Source organism: Pseudomonas oryzihabitans (assembly GCF_024652905.1).
Lineage (GTDB): Bacteria > Pseudomonadota > Gammaproteobacteria > Pseudomonadales > Pseudomonadaceae > Chryseomonas > Chryseomonas benzopyrenica.
In genome coordinates, this window is sequence record NZ_CP102428.1 from 3,574,893 (window position 1) to 3,592,560 (window position 17,668).

The window sequence follows — 17,668 nt, forward strand, 5'->3', positions numbered from 1 at the left end:
GTTATGCGGCGAAGCCCCAGAACTTGCTGGCCAGAAACGACAACACGGGTACAACTAGGACGGCGATAAGCGCGCAAGTTGTGCTACCCAGAGAGGTCCAGTGCAGCAGGAGTGCCAGAAGCACGCTATTAATCAGAAAGCCACCCACGGCTATTAGGAAGAAACGAAGGACAGCACTAGCGATGCCGGCTGAACTGCGGAAAGTCCAAAAGTAATGTCCGCAGAAGGACACGCCGAAGGCACACAGGAAGGCCAGCAGATTGGCTAGCAACGGTGCCAAGCCAGCTCGAATCAGCAGGGTGACAATGGCAAGGTGCACAGCTGTGGCGGCGAGTCCTACCAAACCAAAGCGACTGGCTACCAATAGCTCGCCAAAGGCGCGGCCTTCGCGCAGTGCCTTGAGCCTGGTGATCATGACTCGACCCGATCGGTCACTGTGTAATTCTTGCGCACCACATAGACCGGACGGCGCTTGGCTTCGATATAGGTTCGCCCCAGATACTCGCCAAGAATGCCTATTCCCATGAGCTGCAGACCGCCCAAGAACGTGACCGAGACGATGATGGAGGCATAACCGGGCACATCCACACCCTTGATCAACACTTTCAGGGCGATAGATATGGCGAAGAGGAAGGACACCAGGGAGACTGCTGATCCCAGATAGGTCCAGACCCTCAGGGGATCAGTACTAAAGCTGGTGACGCCTTCCAAGGCGAAGTTCCACAGCCGCCAGCCGTTGAATTTGGTCGAACCGGCGATCCGCTCAGGGCGCGCATAGTCCACGTAGGCGGTGCGAAAGCCCACCCAGGCGAACAACCCCTTCATGAATCGGCGCGACTCCGGGAGTTCCTTGAGCGCCTCCACCACGCAACGATCCATTAGGCGGAAATCGCCAACATTCTCCGGCAATTGGGGATCGGCAATCTTGTTGTGCAGACGATAGAACCAGTTGGCCGAGGCACGCTTGGCCCAGGAATCCGAGTCGCGATTTAGGCGTCGTCCGAGAACGACCTCATAGCCCTCGCGCCATTTGGCAATCATCTCCAGAATCACCTCGGGTGGATCCTGGAGATCGACGTCAATCGGCACGATCAGCTGACCGCGGGCTTCTTCGAGACCGGCGGTCATGGCCGCTTCCTTGCCGAAGTTGCGGCTCAGATCCAGCACTCGGATTCGTGGCTCACGCCGCTGGCATTCCAATAGCGTCTGCAAGGTCGCATCGGTACTGCCATCGTTGATGAACAGAAACTCCAGGTCGATTCCATTCTGTGTCGCAAAGACGGCCCCTACTCGCTCCAGGAAGAAAGGAATGGCTTCCGTCTCGTTGAATACCGGTATTACCAGGGTTAATAGCACCGGCGTGTCCGTGGCGCGTGGCCCGAGGTCGTAGCTGTTCAACCTGTCTCCTTTGGACTAGACCTGGCTTCGCCTGATAACACCGCGAACCTGTCTACCTCGTAGTGAATACTGCAATCAGGGCAATTCTTTCAGATAGAAAAGTGTCTGCCCCCAATAGGGGGCAGACGATAGGGGGTGGGCGGCGCGGATGCAAACCCTATTGCCTTCCGCTCATCCTTTGGCGACCTCTCCTTCCTTGACGCCCGTCTTGCGCTCTTCACCGGGCGTAGGTACCGCCAGCCAACCGTTGATCTTCTGGATATCGGTATCACGGAAACCGCCACTCCAACGCAGCAGCACCAGCTGGTTGGTGACGAAGTCGTATTGCGCCTGCAGATAATCCCGTCGTGCGCTGTATTCCTGCTGCACCGCGTTGAGCACATCCACGGCGGTTGCCACGCCCAGGCTGAGCGATCGCTCACTGGCGGCGCGGGACTTGATCGCCGAATCCAGGGCATTACGCGACGAACCGATCTTGGCCAGGTCTGCAGCGCTCTTCATGTAGGCCGTGCGGGTTTCCTTCACCACCTGACGGCGGATCGATTCGTACTCCTGCTCCGCGGCATCGCGCGAGCCATAGGAGCTGGCGACACGGGCGCTGGTCGAACCGCCGCTATAGAGCGGGATCTGCACGCTGATGGTGGCTGAGTAGGTGTTGATCGCGGAAGAGGCGATGACGTTGTCATAGGCGAAGTCGCTGCGCTGCGCGCCCAGGTTGAAGCTCAAGGTCGGCAGATGACCGGCCTTGGCCTCGGAGATACCGTAGTTGGCGGCATCCACGGCGCGCTGCTTGGCCTCCAGTGCGGGGTTGTTCGCCACTGCAGAATTCACCCACAGTTCTTCGTCACCTTGCGGCATGGCCAATTGAGCTTTTTCGTTAAGGCGTTTGAGCGGCTGATAGACCGGACGGCCAATCAGCTCGCCCAAGGCTTCGCGGGTCACCTGGATCTGGTTGCGTGCTTCGATCTCCTGGGTTTTCAGGCTGTCCACCTTGGCGGAGATCTGCAGGACGTCGGTGACGGTGCTCATCTGCTTGTCGAACAGCGCCTGGGCACGATCCAGATTGCGCTGCGTCGCCTTGCGCTCGGCGGTGACCAGCTCGAGCGTATCTTCAGCCGCCAAGGCGGCGAAATAGCGCTGGACGAGGTCCGCGGCCGACTGGGTCTTGGCATCCTCGTATTGGGCACGGTACTGCTCGGTCAGTTGCTCGTAGCGCTTGAAGCCGCGCCAGGCGGCAGCGTTGTAGAGCGCCTGGCTCAGGGTCAGGTTGTAGCTCTCGCCATTGTAGTTGAGAGTCTGCATGCCCTCCTCGCGCCGAACCCGACTGGTCGAAGCCCCACCGCTCAACTGCGGCAGCACCTGGCCGAAGGCGGCGCGCTCCTGGCCCTCCAGATTCTTCACCTGGGCCTCTGCACCCCGAATACGGGGGTCCGACACCGCGCTGTCCTGATAGAGCTTCCAGAGGTCTACGTAATCCTGTGACCTAGGCGCGACGGGCGTCTGTGCCTGTACCCAGCCAGAGCAGCCCAACACGGCCACCAATGCAAGAAACTTGGCGTTCATGTCTGCTCTACTCCTCGATCATCGAGCGAGCCATGGCATTGCGCGCTGGCTTGAGCAGGTATTGCAGCATGGTGCGCGAACCGGTGTTGATCAGCACGTCAGCAGGCATACCTGCGACCAGCTCCCGATGCCCGAGATCCTTCTTACCCTGTTCGGTCAGCTTTACCCGGCCCAGATAGTAAGGCGTACCGTCGCGCTCATTGGTGATGCGGTCGGCCGACACATAGACCAATTCGCCCTCGATGATGGGCGTGGTGGCATTGCTGAAGGCACTGAAACGAACCTCGGCCTTGGTCCCCAGTTCTACCCGATCGATGTCCTTGGGTTCGATATGCACCTCGACGATGAGCTTGGCCGCATCCGGCACGATATCGAGCAGATTGGTACCGGATTGCACGACGCCCCCGATGGTATGTACCGCCAGGTTCATCACCATGCCGCTGACCGGTGCCTTGACCTCGGTGCGGTTGTACTTGTCCTGCAAGGCGCCCAGCCGCTCCCGTGACTCGTAGATTCGCGACTGGGTATCAGCCAGACGACTCGCCACGTCAGATTTAAATTTCTGGGTAGTCTGCAGGATCTGCAGCCGCGTCTCACCGATCTGGACCTTGGCCCTGGCGATAGCCGAACGCTGATCGGCGATCTCTGCCTGCAGACGAGAGAGATTGCGCTCCTGGTCACGAAGACGCTCGTTGCTGACGAAGCCCTCTTTCAACAGACCGGTAAGATCCTTGATCTCGCTGGCATAGGATTTGGCCAGACTCTCCTTGCTGGCGATGACCTCGTTGTAGCCCCGAATCTGCTGTTCGAGCTCTGCGGCGCGATTCTTCAGAACGTCTATTTCACCACGGCGCGCATCGCGGCCTGCTATGAAGATTTGCCGTTCACTGGCGCGCGCCTCTTGGACGCGCTTATCCGCGGTGGGAAAGTCACTCGCGCCAAAGGTAATGTTATTGGCGTCGTCACGCTCGGCGATGAGCCGGGCCTCCTGCGCCTGGGCGGCAATCAGCTGACCACGGGTCGCCTCCAGTTCCGAACCCGCCTGGGTGCTGTCCAGAACGATCAGCACGTCCCCGGCCTTAACGTCGTCGCCGTCGTGTACCCGCACCTCGCGGACAATACCGCCTTCCAGGTGTTGGACCGACTTGCGGTAGCTGTCTACCGCCACCAAACCTGTGGCGAAGGCCGCACTATTGAGCGGTGCCAGGGCTGCCCAGCCACCGCCGATACCGAACACAGCAAAGAGAATGATCAAGCCTAACCGGCGCACAGGAACGTCGTTGACTTTGAGACCTGCGGCCTCAGCTTCCAAATAAACGTCTTTCATACGGGTGCGCCCCCTGCACTACCAGGCTTGGGAGGTAAGGGAGTAACCGAGCCCGGATTGGGCACCGGCTGAGGACCACCTGATTGCTGAGCCTTTAGCTGCGCTAGTACCTGATCCCGGGCTCCAGACATTACGATCTGGCCTTCACTCAGTACCAGGAGGTTGTCCACATAGGCCAGAGCGCTGACCCTGTGGGTAATGATGAAGAGCGTAGTGCCCTTCTGCTTGAGCTTGATAAGAGCCTCGCCCAGCGCGCGCTCACCGACGTCGTCCAGATTGGAGTTCGGCTCATCGAGGATGACCAGTTTCGGATCGCCGTATATGGCGCGCGCTAGTCCGATACGCTGACGCTGCCCGCCCGATAAAACACCACCATGGGCACCGATGACGGTGTCATAGCCTTGGGGCAAGCGGAGGATCATTTCGTGGACACCCGCGATCTGGGCAGCCTCAACCACCTTTGCCGCATCAACCTCGCCGAAGCGCGCGATATTGTCACCTAAAGAACCTTCAAAAAGCTCGATGTCCTGAGGCAGGTAACCGAGGTATGGACCTACCGCCGCTCGATCAAGATGGAACATGTCTGCCCCATCCAAGCGCACCTTTCCACTCTGAGCAGGCCAGATTCCGAGGAGCGCGCGTGCCAAGGTAGATTTTCCGGCGGCGCTTGCGCCTAGGACACCAACGGATGCACCGGGAGGGGCACGAAAACTAATCCCTTTGAGAACGGGGAGATGACCACCAGGTGGAGTAACCACCAACTGCTCCACAGAAAGATCTCCCATTGGAGCAGGTAGAGACATCCGCTCAGGCTCTGCCGGGATTTGCTTCAATACCTCGTTCAATCGAGCATATTGGCCGCGGGCATTAACGAAACCTTTCCAGTTTGCGATCATTTGATCAATAGGCGCGAGTGCCCGACCAATTAGCAGCGAGGCCGCGGTCATGAGCCCTGGAGTAATTTCGTTATTAATAACAAGATAGGCGCCCAACCCAAGCACAAAAGACTGCAACAGTATTCGCCAAGTGCGCGAGATATTAGAAATTGCCCCGCCCATCTCGCTTGCCCTGCCTTGCAAAGCAAGCGTCTTATAACTTCTCACTTTCCATTTCTTGGTTAGATTAGGAAGCATCCCCATCGCCGACAAAACTTCAGAATTACGTAGCGCCATTCCTACCAGACTCAAAGCAGCACTATTTTCCTTGTTCGCCTCCGACAACCTCTTTGCTGTAGCTCGTTCATTTGCAAACGCGAGAGCAGTCGCTACTAATGCGCCAACGACTGTTAATACGCCAAACCAGGGATGGAAAAAAAACATGATGCCGATATATATAGGCATCCAGGGAGCATCAAAAAAGGCAAAAACGCCGCTACCGGTTAGAAATTGCCGCAGCCCTGTCAGATCACCCATAGGTTGGGCGGAGACGCCTGTACTACCTGCATATAGCGACTGCTTAAAACTAGCTCCCAGTACGCGCTCGCCTAAAAGTAGATCCAACTTGGTTGATATTCTCACCATTATGCGAGAACGAATCCATTCTAATGCCCCATAAGTGGCCATTAGCACGGTCACTAATATTGTCAGCATAATAAGCGTAGTAACACTTCTACTGCTGACAACTCGGTCATACACCTCCAACATGTAAAAGGATGGAGCCAGAAGTAAAAGGTTTATGAACAGACTAAAAAATCCTGCATAAAGGAAACTTGACTTGCAAGCTTCCAGCGCCATTTGCAGGTCGGTTTTCGTTATGACCCTCATTAAGTCGACAACCCTCTTAGACCATTCATTTTTTGTAGATTAAGATTTGAACAACCCTCAAACTGGCATTATTGTTAAGCGTAATCAATCTAGGCTCTACGAATGTGTTGTTTGAGCCAACGTGAAATGTAGCGCGAAATTTCGAAGTTCCAGAAAGATCTGAATGAAATAGCTTGTGAAATCCAAAATCTGAAACAACATCAACAGCGTACGTGGACCAGTCTGCTGCTTCTATATGCAAGTCCAGAACGTAAGCGCCAGGTGCCAAATCTAGCTTCATGCCATAGAGCAAGAAACCTGGGTCACTCCGCATAATCGACGTATTCTCGTCGCTATACATACCTTCGATAACTACACCTTCCCCTAGAAAATACTCGTCACCCTTAGACAAATAGGCAACAACGTACTGCTTTTCATTGGACGACTTCATATAAGAAACTCTATTAACATTCAAAGAATCGTTCTCAATTGCGCGCTCATTATAATATGAGGCAAAAGGAAGCTCTTTCGGATCATCGTATCCTATCGCAATACCAGTTGAAACTCTGTCATCGATATTGACATATTGATCTCTGTCTAACAAAAAGAATTCGTCACTATTAGTCAGACTTTCCCAAACCTCGTCTAAAGGCAGACCATCTTCAATAGCTGTAGAGTAATCCTTCAAACCTTTTTCATCCGGCATGCGGCCCAGAGCCATCATGTACAGCTCCGATATGATGGATGCGGAATCAATAGAATTCAGATTAGTAGCTATTGGTATACTGCTTTTTGAAAAATATTTCACTTCTCCGCGGGACATCCAAGAATTTATTTGATCACTGGCTGTCAAAAATTTTCCCTTATATAATCCATTATTACTTGCCAGACTTACAAAAAGCTTCCTGCGTTGATCTTCAGAGGCAACTATTAAATTTTGACGAAAAGACTTCCAAAAGCGGCTTGAACCTCCCTTAGGCAGAATCTCCTTCATCAACTCACGGCATCCTTCGAAGTTTCCGAGATCACTTTTTATTATTTTGGACCACAGACTCTCCGTATTATCTAAACTTGACGACTGCTCACTAAAATCACCTGCCGGAATTTCAAAAACCGAAATACCTGGGAATGGTAGTATCTTGCCCTCATCATAGAAATATAGGCTTATCGGAGCCTTAAGATCTAATAGACTAGCTGTCAGCTCTATGCGGAAGCCATACTTTCCATCAGCTATACCTAGTTTTAATAGATCAGGACGAAACTCAGTGCAAGTCGCCTTGCCTAGAACTTTTTCGCCTTGGATAACGACCACATCGATTCGCTTTTTCGGGAGTTCCGCATCATAAAGCCAACCTGCCACAAGATTTGAATTTACTGTATCAACAAAACCCGAATACTTAGCCATGATCTAATCCACTAGCAGTATGCGTCAACGACATCAGAGTAAAATCTTCCGATTCGCTCAAATGAATTTGCAGCCGCGAAGGAGCGAATAGCATCCCTTAATCGAAGCGAAGATTTCCCTATCGGAGATGCATCGATGACTTTACTAGCCAAAGTGTAAATAGATCGAGAATCTATCCGAGGAACAACGCCTTCAAATTCTTCAAACATAGTGGCTGTTGAACAGATTATAGGAATACCAGCTCGAACCGCCACTCTAATAGCGGCACTCGCTGATTCCGGAACTTCAGCATAGGGGAACACTGCTACATCAGAACAGGCTAACTCATCTATGACCATAGACAAAGAGTTGTATCTAGTGTCGAGCAGAACTTTATCTTCTAGTGAGAGCGCTTTTATGATTGCCTTTAAATGGAGTAAATAATCATAACTAGAACGCTCTTTCTTTACACTGATCAGCATTTTTGCTCGGCATGAAATTCCTATTGAATTTATTAGCGAAACCAGATAAAGAATAGCCTCAAAGTTTTTATGCGGCAAACAAAATCCAAATGTTGCAATCACCAACTCAGTGTCGTTCTTGTCTTTTACGGCGTCAAGCTTTTGAGAGCTTGCGGCTATCCCAAGTGGTAACCTTATGACATTTTTTATACCAACAGCCTTTACACGACCAAAATCTAATTTGCTATGGGCAACCACTAGCGATATACACGAGCTTTCTAACAGTGAAAGATCTACCTCAGACGGAATGCCATGAAACTCTAAGATTAGCTTCTTGTTTGCGTAATGAAGCGCCGCGGCAATATCATTTACAGCTGCTATGGAAAAAAACCCAAAGTGATGCTGGAGAATGACGATGTCAGCAGCGTCTTCCAAAAGCGAAGCAATGAGCGCTTTGACACCGTCGCCATGGCGGTACCACACCGGTATAATTTCAGCTCCGGCGACAACTTTTCTATTGTCAGCTAGAGGAGATACATCTTCTTCGGAAGCAATAATCCTCTCACAGAAAATATTTTTTATACGCCCCGACATAGAGGATGCGGCTAAAAGTTCCTGACTGTAGGTGGCTATTCCGCACTCGACATCCCAAGTTGAGATAACAGAAATATCGCGCTCTGCCTTAGCCGTTTTATTTTTTGTTAAACATTGCTCTAATCCAGCTTTAAATCTGACTATTGTTCCATGCCATGTGAGAGCTCTGGAAGTTTCGCTACCAGCTGATGTCAATCTTTGCAAAGCAATTTTCGACGACTTCTGTACGCGTCGCATTCCCTTTCGTAAACTCATAACGTCTGGCTCGGCGACCATCGAACCAGTGAACGATAGATGTGAGGCCGATTGGATAAGGTCGTAATCAATAACTATTGAGTTATCAGTGTTACAATAATCCATATGCCCCGAGAAGCCCGTGACTATCACCGGCACTCCAAAATACATAGACTCTGCTGCAGGTAGCAAGAATCCTTCTCCGCGGGTGGGGAATACTGTGCAATCTGCTGCCAAGTAAAGCTTCGCCAAACTTTCGCTATCTAAAGAATCGTAGATGAGTGTTACCCTGGACTTGACCGAAGGTTTCAATTTTTCTACGAACTCATCAAGCCACCCGTTGTGCGGGTTCCTAAATGTTTTAATAACAAGTTCGACATCGTTGTCATTAGCAAACTCTTCATTAAACGCAGCGAGGAGCACATCAACTCCTTTACGCCAGAAGCAAGACGATATATGAAGAAACTGAAAGCCGTCTTTATTTTTTATTTTACGCTGACTTAATTTGCTATAGCGATCTAAATGATCTACCCCTTCACCAACAACAAAGACTGGAACGGTCAACCCTCCAACCAGCAAAGCATCTTCAGTGAATTTGCTAGCAACGGCAACGAAATCGAAATCCCTATTAAACTTATCGACTATTTCAAAAGGAACTACAGTCTCTTCCCATGCCCAACATATTGCTCCTACCAGAGGCGCCTTGCGATCGACTTGTACTGGCCAGTCATTAAAAAGGTGCAGATCGAAATTAGCGTCGAATGACCGGTTAAAAACCTTTTCATTCAAACCAGCTTTCATAACCTCACTGTCAGCAGTAATCTTTTCAAAACTTTCGTTTGAGGAAGTTATGTATACGTCATACCCTTCCTGCACTAGGGCTACAGCGATACTTCTATTAACGATTGCGAGACTATAGTCACCACAAAAAGACCCTTCCAGGAGGACTCTCTCAACTTTATTCATGTCTATTCCAATTAGAAAATTGGCCTGAGGAAAATTTCTTCAATGCCCACCGAAAGACTTCTATCATCACCAGCGATGTCGCATTCTGCAGGAGATATGTGATTTTTGGTGATGATAACAATATTATTATCCTTTGCCGCCGCAGGAAAGGTCAGCAGGCATCTTTCACTACTCAGGTAGCCATCAAAAACGGCTTCGCCGTTTAGTAAGACTTTAATGTGCTGCTCATACTCAGGAGCTGGTTTGAAGACCGTAAGCATGATATTGACATGAATATCAAAATCACGTTCGTGATCAAGGAGCTGGAAACCAAGCGTATGGACGGGACCTATGCCCCAAACGCCCCACTCTTCTAAATAGGACCATCCATAGAATAGATATCTCTCCAGTTCCACCCCCGCTACTCTGCTGAGATAATGCATGGGAAAGAAAAGATGACCTTTGCCTTGACTAGCCGAATAAGCTACTAGCTTTTTTTGATACCACGAGTCGAATACATACTCAGGAATTATGCTTTCATCACATGCCGCCAATTCAAAATTGACATTACTTCTTTGCAACGCACAGTCGAATGTCGAAAGATTCGAATTATCGAACCCTAGATCCGCTATTGAAAGCACTGGAGCACACAGCGCCTCGAAAAGCACATCTAGTAAATCTAGCTTCTTAAAGGTATAGGCCACATTGTGCCCGCCCCTTACCCAATAAGAAGTGAATGGAAGCTGCGCAACATGCAGTGTATCTTCGTAATCATCGATCGAGAATAGAACGATATATTCGACACCTGACGCCGCTGGAAAATAGTCCAACAACTCCGGATTTTCTACCGCATTTACGATTTCGATATTACGAATGTCGAAATCGGTCGAGAGAGTTGATCTGGGCGAGATTGCGACAACCCTATTCGCTTTGACATACTTCGCCAACCTTAAAACCCCAGCTCCTCCCATGCTGGAGCCTAAAAGGGTAATTCGTAACTCCGTACTGTCTGGAAGAAGGTTCTGTATAAAATCCACCAAGTCCATCCAGCCATGGGGATTTGTATACCACGACCGACTATTGTCCTTCACATAGACAAATGAATAATTAAAAGAAGACTTACCTACACCTTGAAAGTCAAACTCAGGGTCTTTGGAAAAATCGCTACCAATTCCTGCAAGAATTATTACTACGGAGCTTACATTTTCATTCAATCTGAGCTTAACTTGATAGGCGCCTAACATTAGCTCTGCGTCATTATCAAGTGCCATATCAAACGTATCCTAATTCAGCCAACCTATCATAATACTTTTGCCCGATTTCTTTTAGGCCGAACAACTCGTCATACTTCGAAATGTCGTGCTTTTCGAAATATCTACCTTCATTTTTTAGGTAAACCTGCCGCATTGCCTGAGCCGCGACCTCAACCTCAGGATCTGCCCATCGTTGGCCAACAGCTTCGACGTATTCGTCGAGACCCACTGAAATCATTTGGTACGGGATCAGGTAGGCACCTTCACCAATACAAAAATCCTTGTTCCCTCCATAATTGGTAGCTATAACGTCCATTCCTAGCAAAAGCGCCTCAGCGATTCCTCGACCAAAACCCTCTGCTCTATGAAGGGAAACAAAGCAATTGCACGCGTTATATAGTGAAACCACCTCTTCCTTAGCAAGAACAGCGTCTATTATCTTAATCCGCTTATCTTCTTTAGCTGCAGCGTTTATCTGATCCCAGACAGGACCTTGTGAAGCTCTCATCGCTTTTATTACGAGAAAAACTCGCTCGTGCTTCTCCTTAAAGGCGGATATAAAAGCATTCAACACAGCGACTGGGTTCTTCCTATATACCGAAGAGTTACCATCGAACGAAAAAATAAATATAAAACTATCAAGAGGCAGCTTGAATTTTTCTCTAGAATCTATCACGGATGGGAGATTTGCATTAATCCATACCGCCATAGGCATGTGCTCTACCGGCACCGCGGAAACCGGATCAACAGCCCAAAAAGTATGCTGACTCGAACACCAAATTTCATCAACTAGGCAAAAGGTATGCGTCCAGTTTTCAGGCCATGAACTCAGCTCCCAAGGCCAATAACCTATATTATATCGACCTGAGAAGAGTTGTCTCCCCTGCTCTAAGTAAACCCGAAGCATCTCAAGCGCCGTTAGGCAGATGATGTTTACCGCATACTTTGGCTCGTCGCTAACCCATGCCTCCAGGCTTCGGTCGTCCTGACTTATCTCCTGTCCTGGCTTCACATTCACGATTACGAAAGGAATATTTCGCTCGACGAGACAACGGGCCGCCATTCTCACATCTTCGCCGATGCCCAACTCACCATAGGCGTAACCTATGAGATTTACGCCACCAACCATACTTCTGCTTTCTTCCGCCTTTTCTTCATCGTCCGGCCATGCAGTAGGTCTTGCCTTCAGGATATTAGATAGGCCTGCTTCCACTATTCCGCAGTTGTAGATCCAAGAGCGGTAGGCTAATAAACCTTCTTTATCGCCTAGATCAAAAGCAGTACGTATGTCTTGCCTGACTGAATATATGAGCTGAGAGAAAAGTGTCTTCTCTATCTGATCAGTATGGAAAAGAACTCTCTTTTGCCAAGCCGGTACATCCTTCGCCGTCATGCCGATATCTGCCAACCCACCGCCGACAAAAAACCATGCCAGCGCCTTTAGCTGATCGTCTTCAGTCTCTAGTCTCTTATCTATATTTAAGTCTGGCCTCCCCGCTATTACGAGTTGCAGCATCCGGGAAATCCCGGCTGACCACCTAGTTCTAGGGAGGCTTGCTGGTACAGATAGGTCTCGCCAGTACTGGGAAAACTCACGTAGCGCTTGATATTCTCTGCGGCCGTGCACTACACACCAACCCAAAAAACCTAGACGCGAATCAGTACTTTCCAATGAAATTCCTGGGAAACTCTTTTCGCGCAACTGCAATATCGCAAGGTGTATATGGTAAAACTTGGAAATCCCAGCCACCCCTAGCTCAGGAATCTCTTCGTAATAATAATGGGTAGCTGATACGAAACTATTTGGCTCCTCGAAGTATTGGGAGAAATTCATCTACCCTCCCCCAAAGCACCACCGTTCATCGATGAGAAACTCATGCCGGCGTAAGTACCCAATGCCCAGTCCGCGTTTAAAGAGGGATGATAGGCAGGGTCATACCTGTATGACCTCCCCCAGCGCGACAGCAGGAGATTTTGTTCTCTCCTGGATCGCGCAGCCTTGTCCGCAGTGGAGTCCTTGCCCCGACTCGCCGATTCCGCATGGATCAACTCGGCGAACGGCGTCCAGAGGATCTTCAGGCCGAGCTCATTGATGCGCAGGCACATGTCCACATCGTTGAAGGCCACGGGGTGGCGTACCCCGTCCATGCCCTCGATCTGCAGATAAAGGTCGCGGCGCAGGATCAAGCAGGCAGTGGTGCAGGCGCTCTGACGACGAGCAAGATGGTTGAAGCCCAGATAGCCGGGATCGTCGCGCAGCCAGTTGTTGCCCGTATGGGCGGCCAGGCCGTTGATGCCGATGACGACACCGGCGTGCTGGACCATGTCGTTCTTCCACAGCAGCTTGGCGCCTACCGCTCCAACATCAGGTCGTACGGCCAGACTCATCATTTCCTTGAGCCAGTCGGGATGCAGGATCTCGATGTCGTTGTTGACCAGCCCTATGTATTCCCCTGTGGCGAACTCGACACCGACATTGTTCAGGGTGGCGTAGTTGAAGGGATAGGGGTGCGGCAGGATGCGCACACCACGGGTCTTGAGTTCGTCGAAGTACTCCAGGGTCTGGGGATCGCTGGTCTGGTTGTCAACGATGATGATTTCCAGATCCGGGTAATCGGTCTGGGTCAGCAGACCCTCCATGCAGGCATGCAGCAGCTTGTAGGCATCCCGGGTAGGAATGATCAGGCTGACCTTGGGCAGTCGCTCGGGCAATGGCCAGTGGGTGCGTAGCGCACCGGGTAATTTGGACTGGCGGCTCAGACGGGTACCCGGACGCAGCTTGTTCACCAGCCAGGTCAGGCGCTCAAGACGCTGCGGCTTGCCGGCATCGCAGGCGGCCGGCGTCGCGGGACTGCTGGCACTGCGATGGCTGAGCACCTGGGTCACGCGGGCGACACCCAGTTTGTCTTGCTCGGTGGCCAGGATAAGGGCGGCAAGTACACCTTCGTGATCGCGTGGCAGCTCGGGCGCTGCGTTCAGCAACCGGACGGCGCGCTGGATGACGTCGCGGCCAAACAGGGCGCCGGCGGTAAAGAGATCGGCACCCAGGTAGAGGTCCAGATCCCAGCTCGGTTTGAACCAGGGGTTGCTACGCTGGCCATCCGCTCCGTCCTGATCGCTATCAGCGAAAGCCCAGGCCGCTTGCTTGCCTGCCTCTTTCGGTTGCAGAGCCAGCGCCAGTTGATCGAGGGCATGGGGCAGCAGGCGGCTGGCCAGTGGCTGGAGCAGCACGGCTTCGGCCCCCTCCTCCAGCAGCAGCTGCAAGGAGGTAGAGACATCAGCGGGATCGGCGACGGCCTGGGTGAAGGGTCGCAGGCGTTGTTGGCTCAGGCTGTCCAGGCAAGCCTGCCGCTTGGTTTCATCGGCGTCCCCATGGAGCAGCACGGCGATCCGGCTACCGATCACGGCTTCTGGATACTGAGGTGCGCGCTGGTAATGAGCGAACCATTGAGGATAGTGGCCGAAGCCGGCACTACGCGGGCAGCGCTGATCGTAATCGCGCGCCAGGCGAATGAGCAGGTCGCGGGGTGCCGGATCGGCCTGCTCCGGCCAGTGAGCGGCTACCAGTGCGCCGAGCCCATCGGCGTGGCAACAGACGATGATGGGGCTACCCTGCAAGGGGCGGCCCTGGTCGTCTTCGATATGCACTTCGCGACGCTCGCCGTCCCCGAATTGCCAGGGCAGCTCCAGGCTGTAGCCATGATCGGCATCGGCACGATAGATGAGGGCGGGATGGTGCAGATCGGCCAGGCAACGGGCGACGATCTGATCGCCCAGGCGCGCCCTCACCTCGATGTGACGCCCCGGGGTAGCGTCATCCCAGACCCAGCCGCCCACGGCCAGACCACCGCCATACCAGACTTGACTACCCGGTACCTGAGCCTCGGCCTTGTGCGGCTTCTCGTTGGGCAGCTCCAGGGGTTCACCGATCCACGGGCCTTCGTTGGCCAAGCGCACGGCGATACGCCGAGCTCCACTGAGCCAGGCCGGCTGCAGCTGAAGAGCGAAGCCATGAAAGCCGTCACCGGCCAGCGGATCGTGCTGATAGGTGTCCGCCCGTACCAAGGCTACGGAAGCCCCATCGATGACGACCTCCAGGGCCAGACGCAGATCGGGCTGCGCAGGATCGAAGGCCCAGCCCTCCAGTACATTACCGTGAAGGCCTTGGATCTGACCTTGCACGGTGACCAGGGCGGGAGCTTGAGAGAGTTCAGTCATGGAGAAACCTGTCGGGAAGGGCGTCGCCTAGCAGGGCATTCAGGGGCGCGGGCAGCAGACTGAGGGGATGGGCACCCGCTTCGGTCGCGACCGCACCCGCGGGTGCATAGAGGGGCAAAGCGGTATGCCGGGCAATCTGAGGGGCAAACCAGGCACTTGCCGGTGCGGCCTCGAGACTCAAGGCCAGGGTACAGCCAGCCAGGGCAGGTATCCGGGACCGGGAGACACCGGGTAGCTCGATCAAGGGGCTGACATTACCGCTGGCGAGCAGGCTCTTTTCCCAGTGCGTGCGCTCGATGAGCAGGAACCGGCAGGCCAGGCCCTGCCGCCGACTCAGGCGAACCAGCTGCAACCAGGCCTGGGCCAGGCGTGGATCAGCCAGGGAGTCAGCGATCAGGATATTGTCCAGGCGTTGAGCCGGTAGCTGGTCAAGCGACGCAAAAGGTGCGCCCGCCGCCACAGGGACCTGGGGATTGCTCATCAGCGACGCGGTGGCGAGCGCGGCGAAGGTCACACGCTGCTCGCCAGCTGCCTCGTGGAAGCCAGCAGCTTGGGAGGAATCACCAGCGACCGGATCGATCAGGCGATAGGGTACGCCGATCCGTGCGGCCAGGGTCTGTAGCAAGGTGGGACAGCGCTCCGGCTGAATGTAGTCCAGAGCGCTCGGCCGCAACCGCTCCAGGTCTGTGATCAGCTGCTCCCCGTCTGCGGGCAGACGATAGTCCAAGAGCACCGGTAACCCCTGGCCGTGAATCTGAAGGCTGACCTCCAGCTCGGCATCCACCTGCCGAAAGGCCAGTACAAAGGCAGGCCCGTCGCCGCCCAGCGCCGTAAGAAGATCCAGTCGATCAGCCGCGATGATGGCTGCGCCAATGTTGGCTGTCGCCAGCTGTGCGCCGAGCTCAGCCAGTCGCTCGCGCTGCAGGCGCTGGCGGTAGGGCTTGAGCGGATCGTGACGATAGAAGCGCTCGAAGGCGCGCTCTGCACCGGGATAACGCTGGCGAAGAATGGCGTTGTTAAAGGCCACCCGCTCGAGCTTTTCCGCACCAAAGGAAACACCGCCCCGATGCGCAACGAAGGCCCGCTGTGCTGCCACGTGCCGCCAACCCTGGGCCTTGGCCCTCAGACACCAATCGGTTTCTTCGCCATAACCTCGCTTGAGCTGGATCTCGTCAAGCAGGCCGACCTGCTCCAATGCGCGACGCTTGATGTAGAAGCAAAAGCCACAACCCACCTCAATCTCGGGCGGCGCCGACAGGTCGCTGGCTGCCTGGCGATGCAGGGCACGCTGTTCGTCCAGCGTGGGCATGACGTGGCTCTTGCGGCTTTCCGGGAAGCTGAGCAGCTCGCCGTTGTTGCTGAAAGGGGTGGCAGTGGCTACATCGGCTGCGGAGTAGGCTGCCTCGCGCAGCCTGTCCAGCCAGTCATCGCAGACGCGCGCATCAGCGTTCAACCACACCACATCGCGCCCGGGATGCAGCGCCATACCCCGATTCATGTTGCGGATGAAGCCCAGGTTGGCCGGGCTGCGATGGAGCTCGATCCGACCCGCCTCGGCCAGTTCGCGCAGCGCCTGACTCAACTCAGGCTCGGGACTTTCGTCGTCCAGCACCACCACGTTCATCGGGGTCCGGTTGGCTTCCAGGCTATCGAGCACGCCGTAAATACAGGCGAGCGATGCCTCACGTCCGCGGTAAATGGGAATGAGCACATCCACGAGCGGTTCGATGGACGCTACCGGGGTTTCAACCGGTATGGGCTGCAAGGGCTCGACTGCCGCCAGGGGACTGCCAGGAACCTCGCTGCCATCCGCCCAGCACAGGCGCACGCGCCCCAGGGGAGCAGGCAGAAGGATGCGAATGCCACCATGACGCCCGCCATTGACCGCCTTGGCCAGCAGGGGACTGGGCAGGTTAGCAACGATGGTCTGTTGGCGATCACCCAGTTTCAAGGTGAGCTTGACCGGGGTCTGCGGATGACGGGTATCCAGCGCCCAACCCCGAATTTCCTGGCTGGCCGGATCGAATTCGACGTGTCCCCAGCGCCGTGGCGACAGCTGCTGCAACAGCACGGCCAGTTCGTCGGCACTATTGACGTAGGGCAACTGCTCGACCAGTTGCGCGGGTTTGACGCCCGGTAGCGCGATGAGCGCACGCAAACGCAATAGCCGAACCGCGGGAGTATTACGGGCAGGATTGGCCGGGTCGGCGAGAAAATCGTAGGCGGCTTGGGACTTACCCTTTTGCAGAAGCACATGAGCGAGCAACGCAGCCGTTTCGCCCTGCCGGGCCAGACTGGTATTGGCTTCGGCCAAGGCCAGGAAAGCCTGATCCAGCGCGCCTCTATTGAGCGCCGCAAGACCAGCGGAGACCAGCGCTACTGGGCGCTGGTCGGGAATCTGAAGTGCCAGTTCGAGACTACGTTGAGCCTCTTCTGGCTGTCCGGCCTGGAGCAGAGCCTGATAGTGCTCCATGAGTGTCGATTGGCTCATGGGCATCGGTCTCCGCGAAAAGCCAGGTGGATCAGAGTACTACCGTTTTAAAAAAGAC

11 protein-coding genes are annotated in these 17,668 nt (G+C 53.8%); all 11 read right to left on the reverse strand.

The window, feature by feature from the left end; genetic code table 11:
* Position 1 precedes the first annotated feature (1 nt).
* The 11 genes from NRG74_RS16580 to NRG74_RS16630 all read right to left on the reverse strand — a co-directional run bounded on the left by NRG74_RS16580 (position 2) and on the right by NRG74_RS16630 (position 17,610).
* Positions 2-415, reverse strand: a complete 414-nt coding sequence (locus NRG74_RS16580) for a GtrA family protein (protein WP_231357239.1) — start codon at positions 413-415, stop codon at positions 2-4.
* On the reverse strand, positions 412-1,398 hold the full coding sequence (locus tag NRG74_RS16585) for a glycosyltransferase family 2 protein (protein WP_231357240.1): 987 nt from the start codon (positions 1,396-1,398) through the stop codon (positions 412-414). The genes NRG74_RS16580 and NRG74_RS16585 overlap by 4 nt, the downstream gene beginning before the upstream one ends.
* Before the next feature lie 171 nt (positions 1,399-1,569).
* Positions 1,570-2,961: a TolC family outer membrane protein gene (locus NRG74_RS16590; protein ID WP_257704831.1), complete on the reverse strand. Its 1,392-nt coding sequence runs from the start codon at positions 2,959-2,961 to the stop codon at positions 1,570-1,572.
* 7 nt (positions 2,962-2,968) lie between these two features.
* Positions 2,969-4,288: an HlyD family type I secretion periplasmic adaptor subunit gene (locus tag NRG74_RS16595; protein ID WP_257704832.1), complete on the reverse strand. Its 1,320-nt coding sequence runs from the start codon at positions 4,286-4,288 to the stop codon at positions 2,969-2,971.
* The gene (locus NRG74_RS16600) at positions 4,285-6,051 is read right to left on the reverse strand and encodes a type I secretion system permease/ATPase (protein ID WP_257704833.1); all 1,767 of its coding nucleotides are present in this window, start codon (positions 6,049-6,051) and stop codon (positions 4,285-4,287) included. The genes NRG74_RS16595 and NRG74_RS16600 overlap by 4 nt, the downstream gene beginning before the upstream one ends.
* Before the next feature lie 25 nt (positions 6,052-6,076).
* Positions 6,077-7,435 carry a DUF4214 domain-containing protein gene (locus NRG74_RS16605; RefSeq protein WP_257704834.1) on the reverse strand — a complete coding sequence of 453 codons (1,359 nt, stop codon included), beginning with the start codon at positions 7,433-7,435 and terminating at the stop codon, positions 6,077-6,079.
* An 11-nt stretch (positions 7,436-7,446) separates the two neighbouring features.
* A complete protein-coding gene (locus NRG74_RS16610; protein ID WP_257704835.1) occupies positions 7,447-9,669 on the reverse strand; it encodes a glycosyltransferase family 4 protein in 2,223 nt (740 codons plus the stop codon).
* A gap of 11 nt (positions 9,670-9,680) precedes the next feature.
* Positions 9,681-10,919, reverse strand: a complete 1,239-nt coding sequence (locus NRG74_RS16615; RefSeq protein ID WP_257704836.1) for a hypothetical protein — start codon at positions 10,917-10,919, stop codon at positions 9,681-9,683.
* 1 nt (position 10,920) lies between these two features.
* Positions 10,921-12,417 (reverse strand): glycosyltransferase, encoded by a 1,497-nt coding sequence (locus NRG74_RS16620; protein WP_257704837.1) that lies wholly within the window; start codon positions 12,415-12,417, stop codon positions 10,921-10,923.
* Between the two features lie 314 nt (positions 12,418-12,731).
* Positions 12,732-15,119, reverse strand: a complete 2,388-nt coding sequence (locus NRG74_RS16625; protein WP_257704838.1) for a glycosyltransferase family 2 protein — start codon at positions 15,117-15,119, stop codon at positions 12,732-12,734.
* Positions 15,112-17,610, reverse strand: coding sequence for a glycosyltransferase (locus NRG74_RS16630; protein ID WP_257704839.1), 2,499 nt, complete (start codon positions 17,608-17,610; stop codon positions 15,112-15,114). Before NRG74_RS16630 ends, NRG74_RS16625 begins: the two co-directional genes overlap by 8 nt.
* Positions 17,611-17,668: the final 58 nt, after the last annotated feature.

Bases quoted from the DNA above. Each gene is read 5' to 3' on its own strand.
- NRG74_RS16615 (WP_257704836.1), bottom strand. From the start codon at position 10,919: ATGGCACTTGATAATGACGCAGAGCTAATGTTAGGCGCCTATCAAGTT.
- NRG74_RS16625 (WP_257704838.1), bottom strand. From the start codon at position 15,119: ATGACTGAACTCTCTCAAGCTCCCGCCCTGGTCACCGTGCAAGGTCAG.
- NRG74_RS16620 (WP_257704837.1), bottom strand. From the start codon at position 12,417: ATGCTGCAACTCGTAATAGCGGGGAGGCCAGACTTAAATATAGATAAG.
- NRG74_RS16590 (WP_257704831.1), bottom strand. From the start codon at position 2,961: ATGAACGCCAAGTTTCTTGCATTGGTGGCCGTGTTGGGCTGCTCTGGC.
- NRG74_RS16610 (WP_257704835.1), bottom strand. From the start codon at position 9,669: ATGAATAAAGTTGAGAGAGTCCTCCTGGAAGGGTCTTTTTGTGGTGAC.
- NRG74_RS16595 (WP_257704832.1), bottom strand. From the start codon at position 4,288: ATGAAAGACGTTTATTTGGAAGCTGAGGCCGCAGGTCTCAAAGTCAAC.
- NRG74_RS16605 (WP_257704834.1), bottom strand. From the start codon at position 7,435: ATGGCTAAGTATTCGGGTTTTGTTGATACAGTAAATTCAAATCTTGTG.
- NRG74_RS16600 (WP_257704833.1), bottom strand. From the start codon at position 6,051: ATGAGGGTCATAACGAAAACCGACCTGCAAATGGCGCTGGAAGCTTGC.
- NRG74_RS16580 (WP_231357239.1), bottom strand. From the start codon at position 415: ATGATCACCAGGCTCAAGGCACTGCGCGAAGGCCGCGCCTTTGGCGAG.
- NRG74_RS16630 (WP_257704839.1), bottom strand. From the start codon at position 17,610: ATGAGCCAATCGACACTCATGGAGCACTATCAGGCTCTGCTCCAGGCC.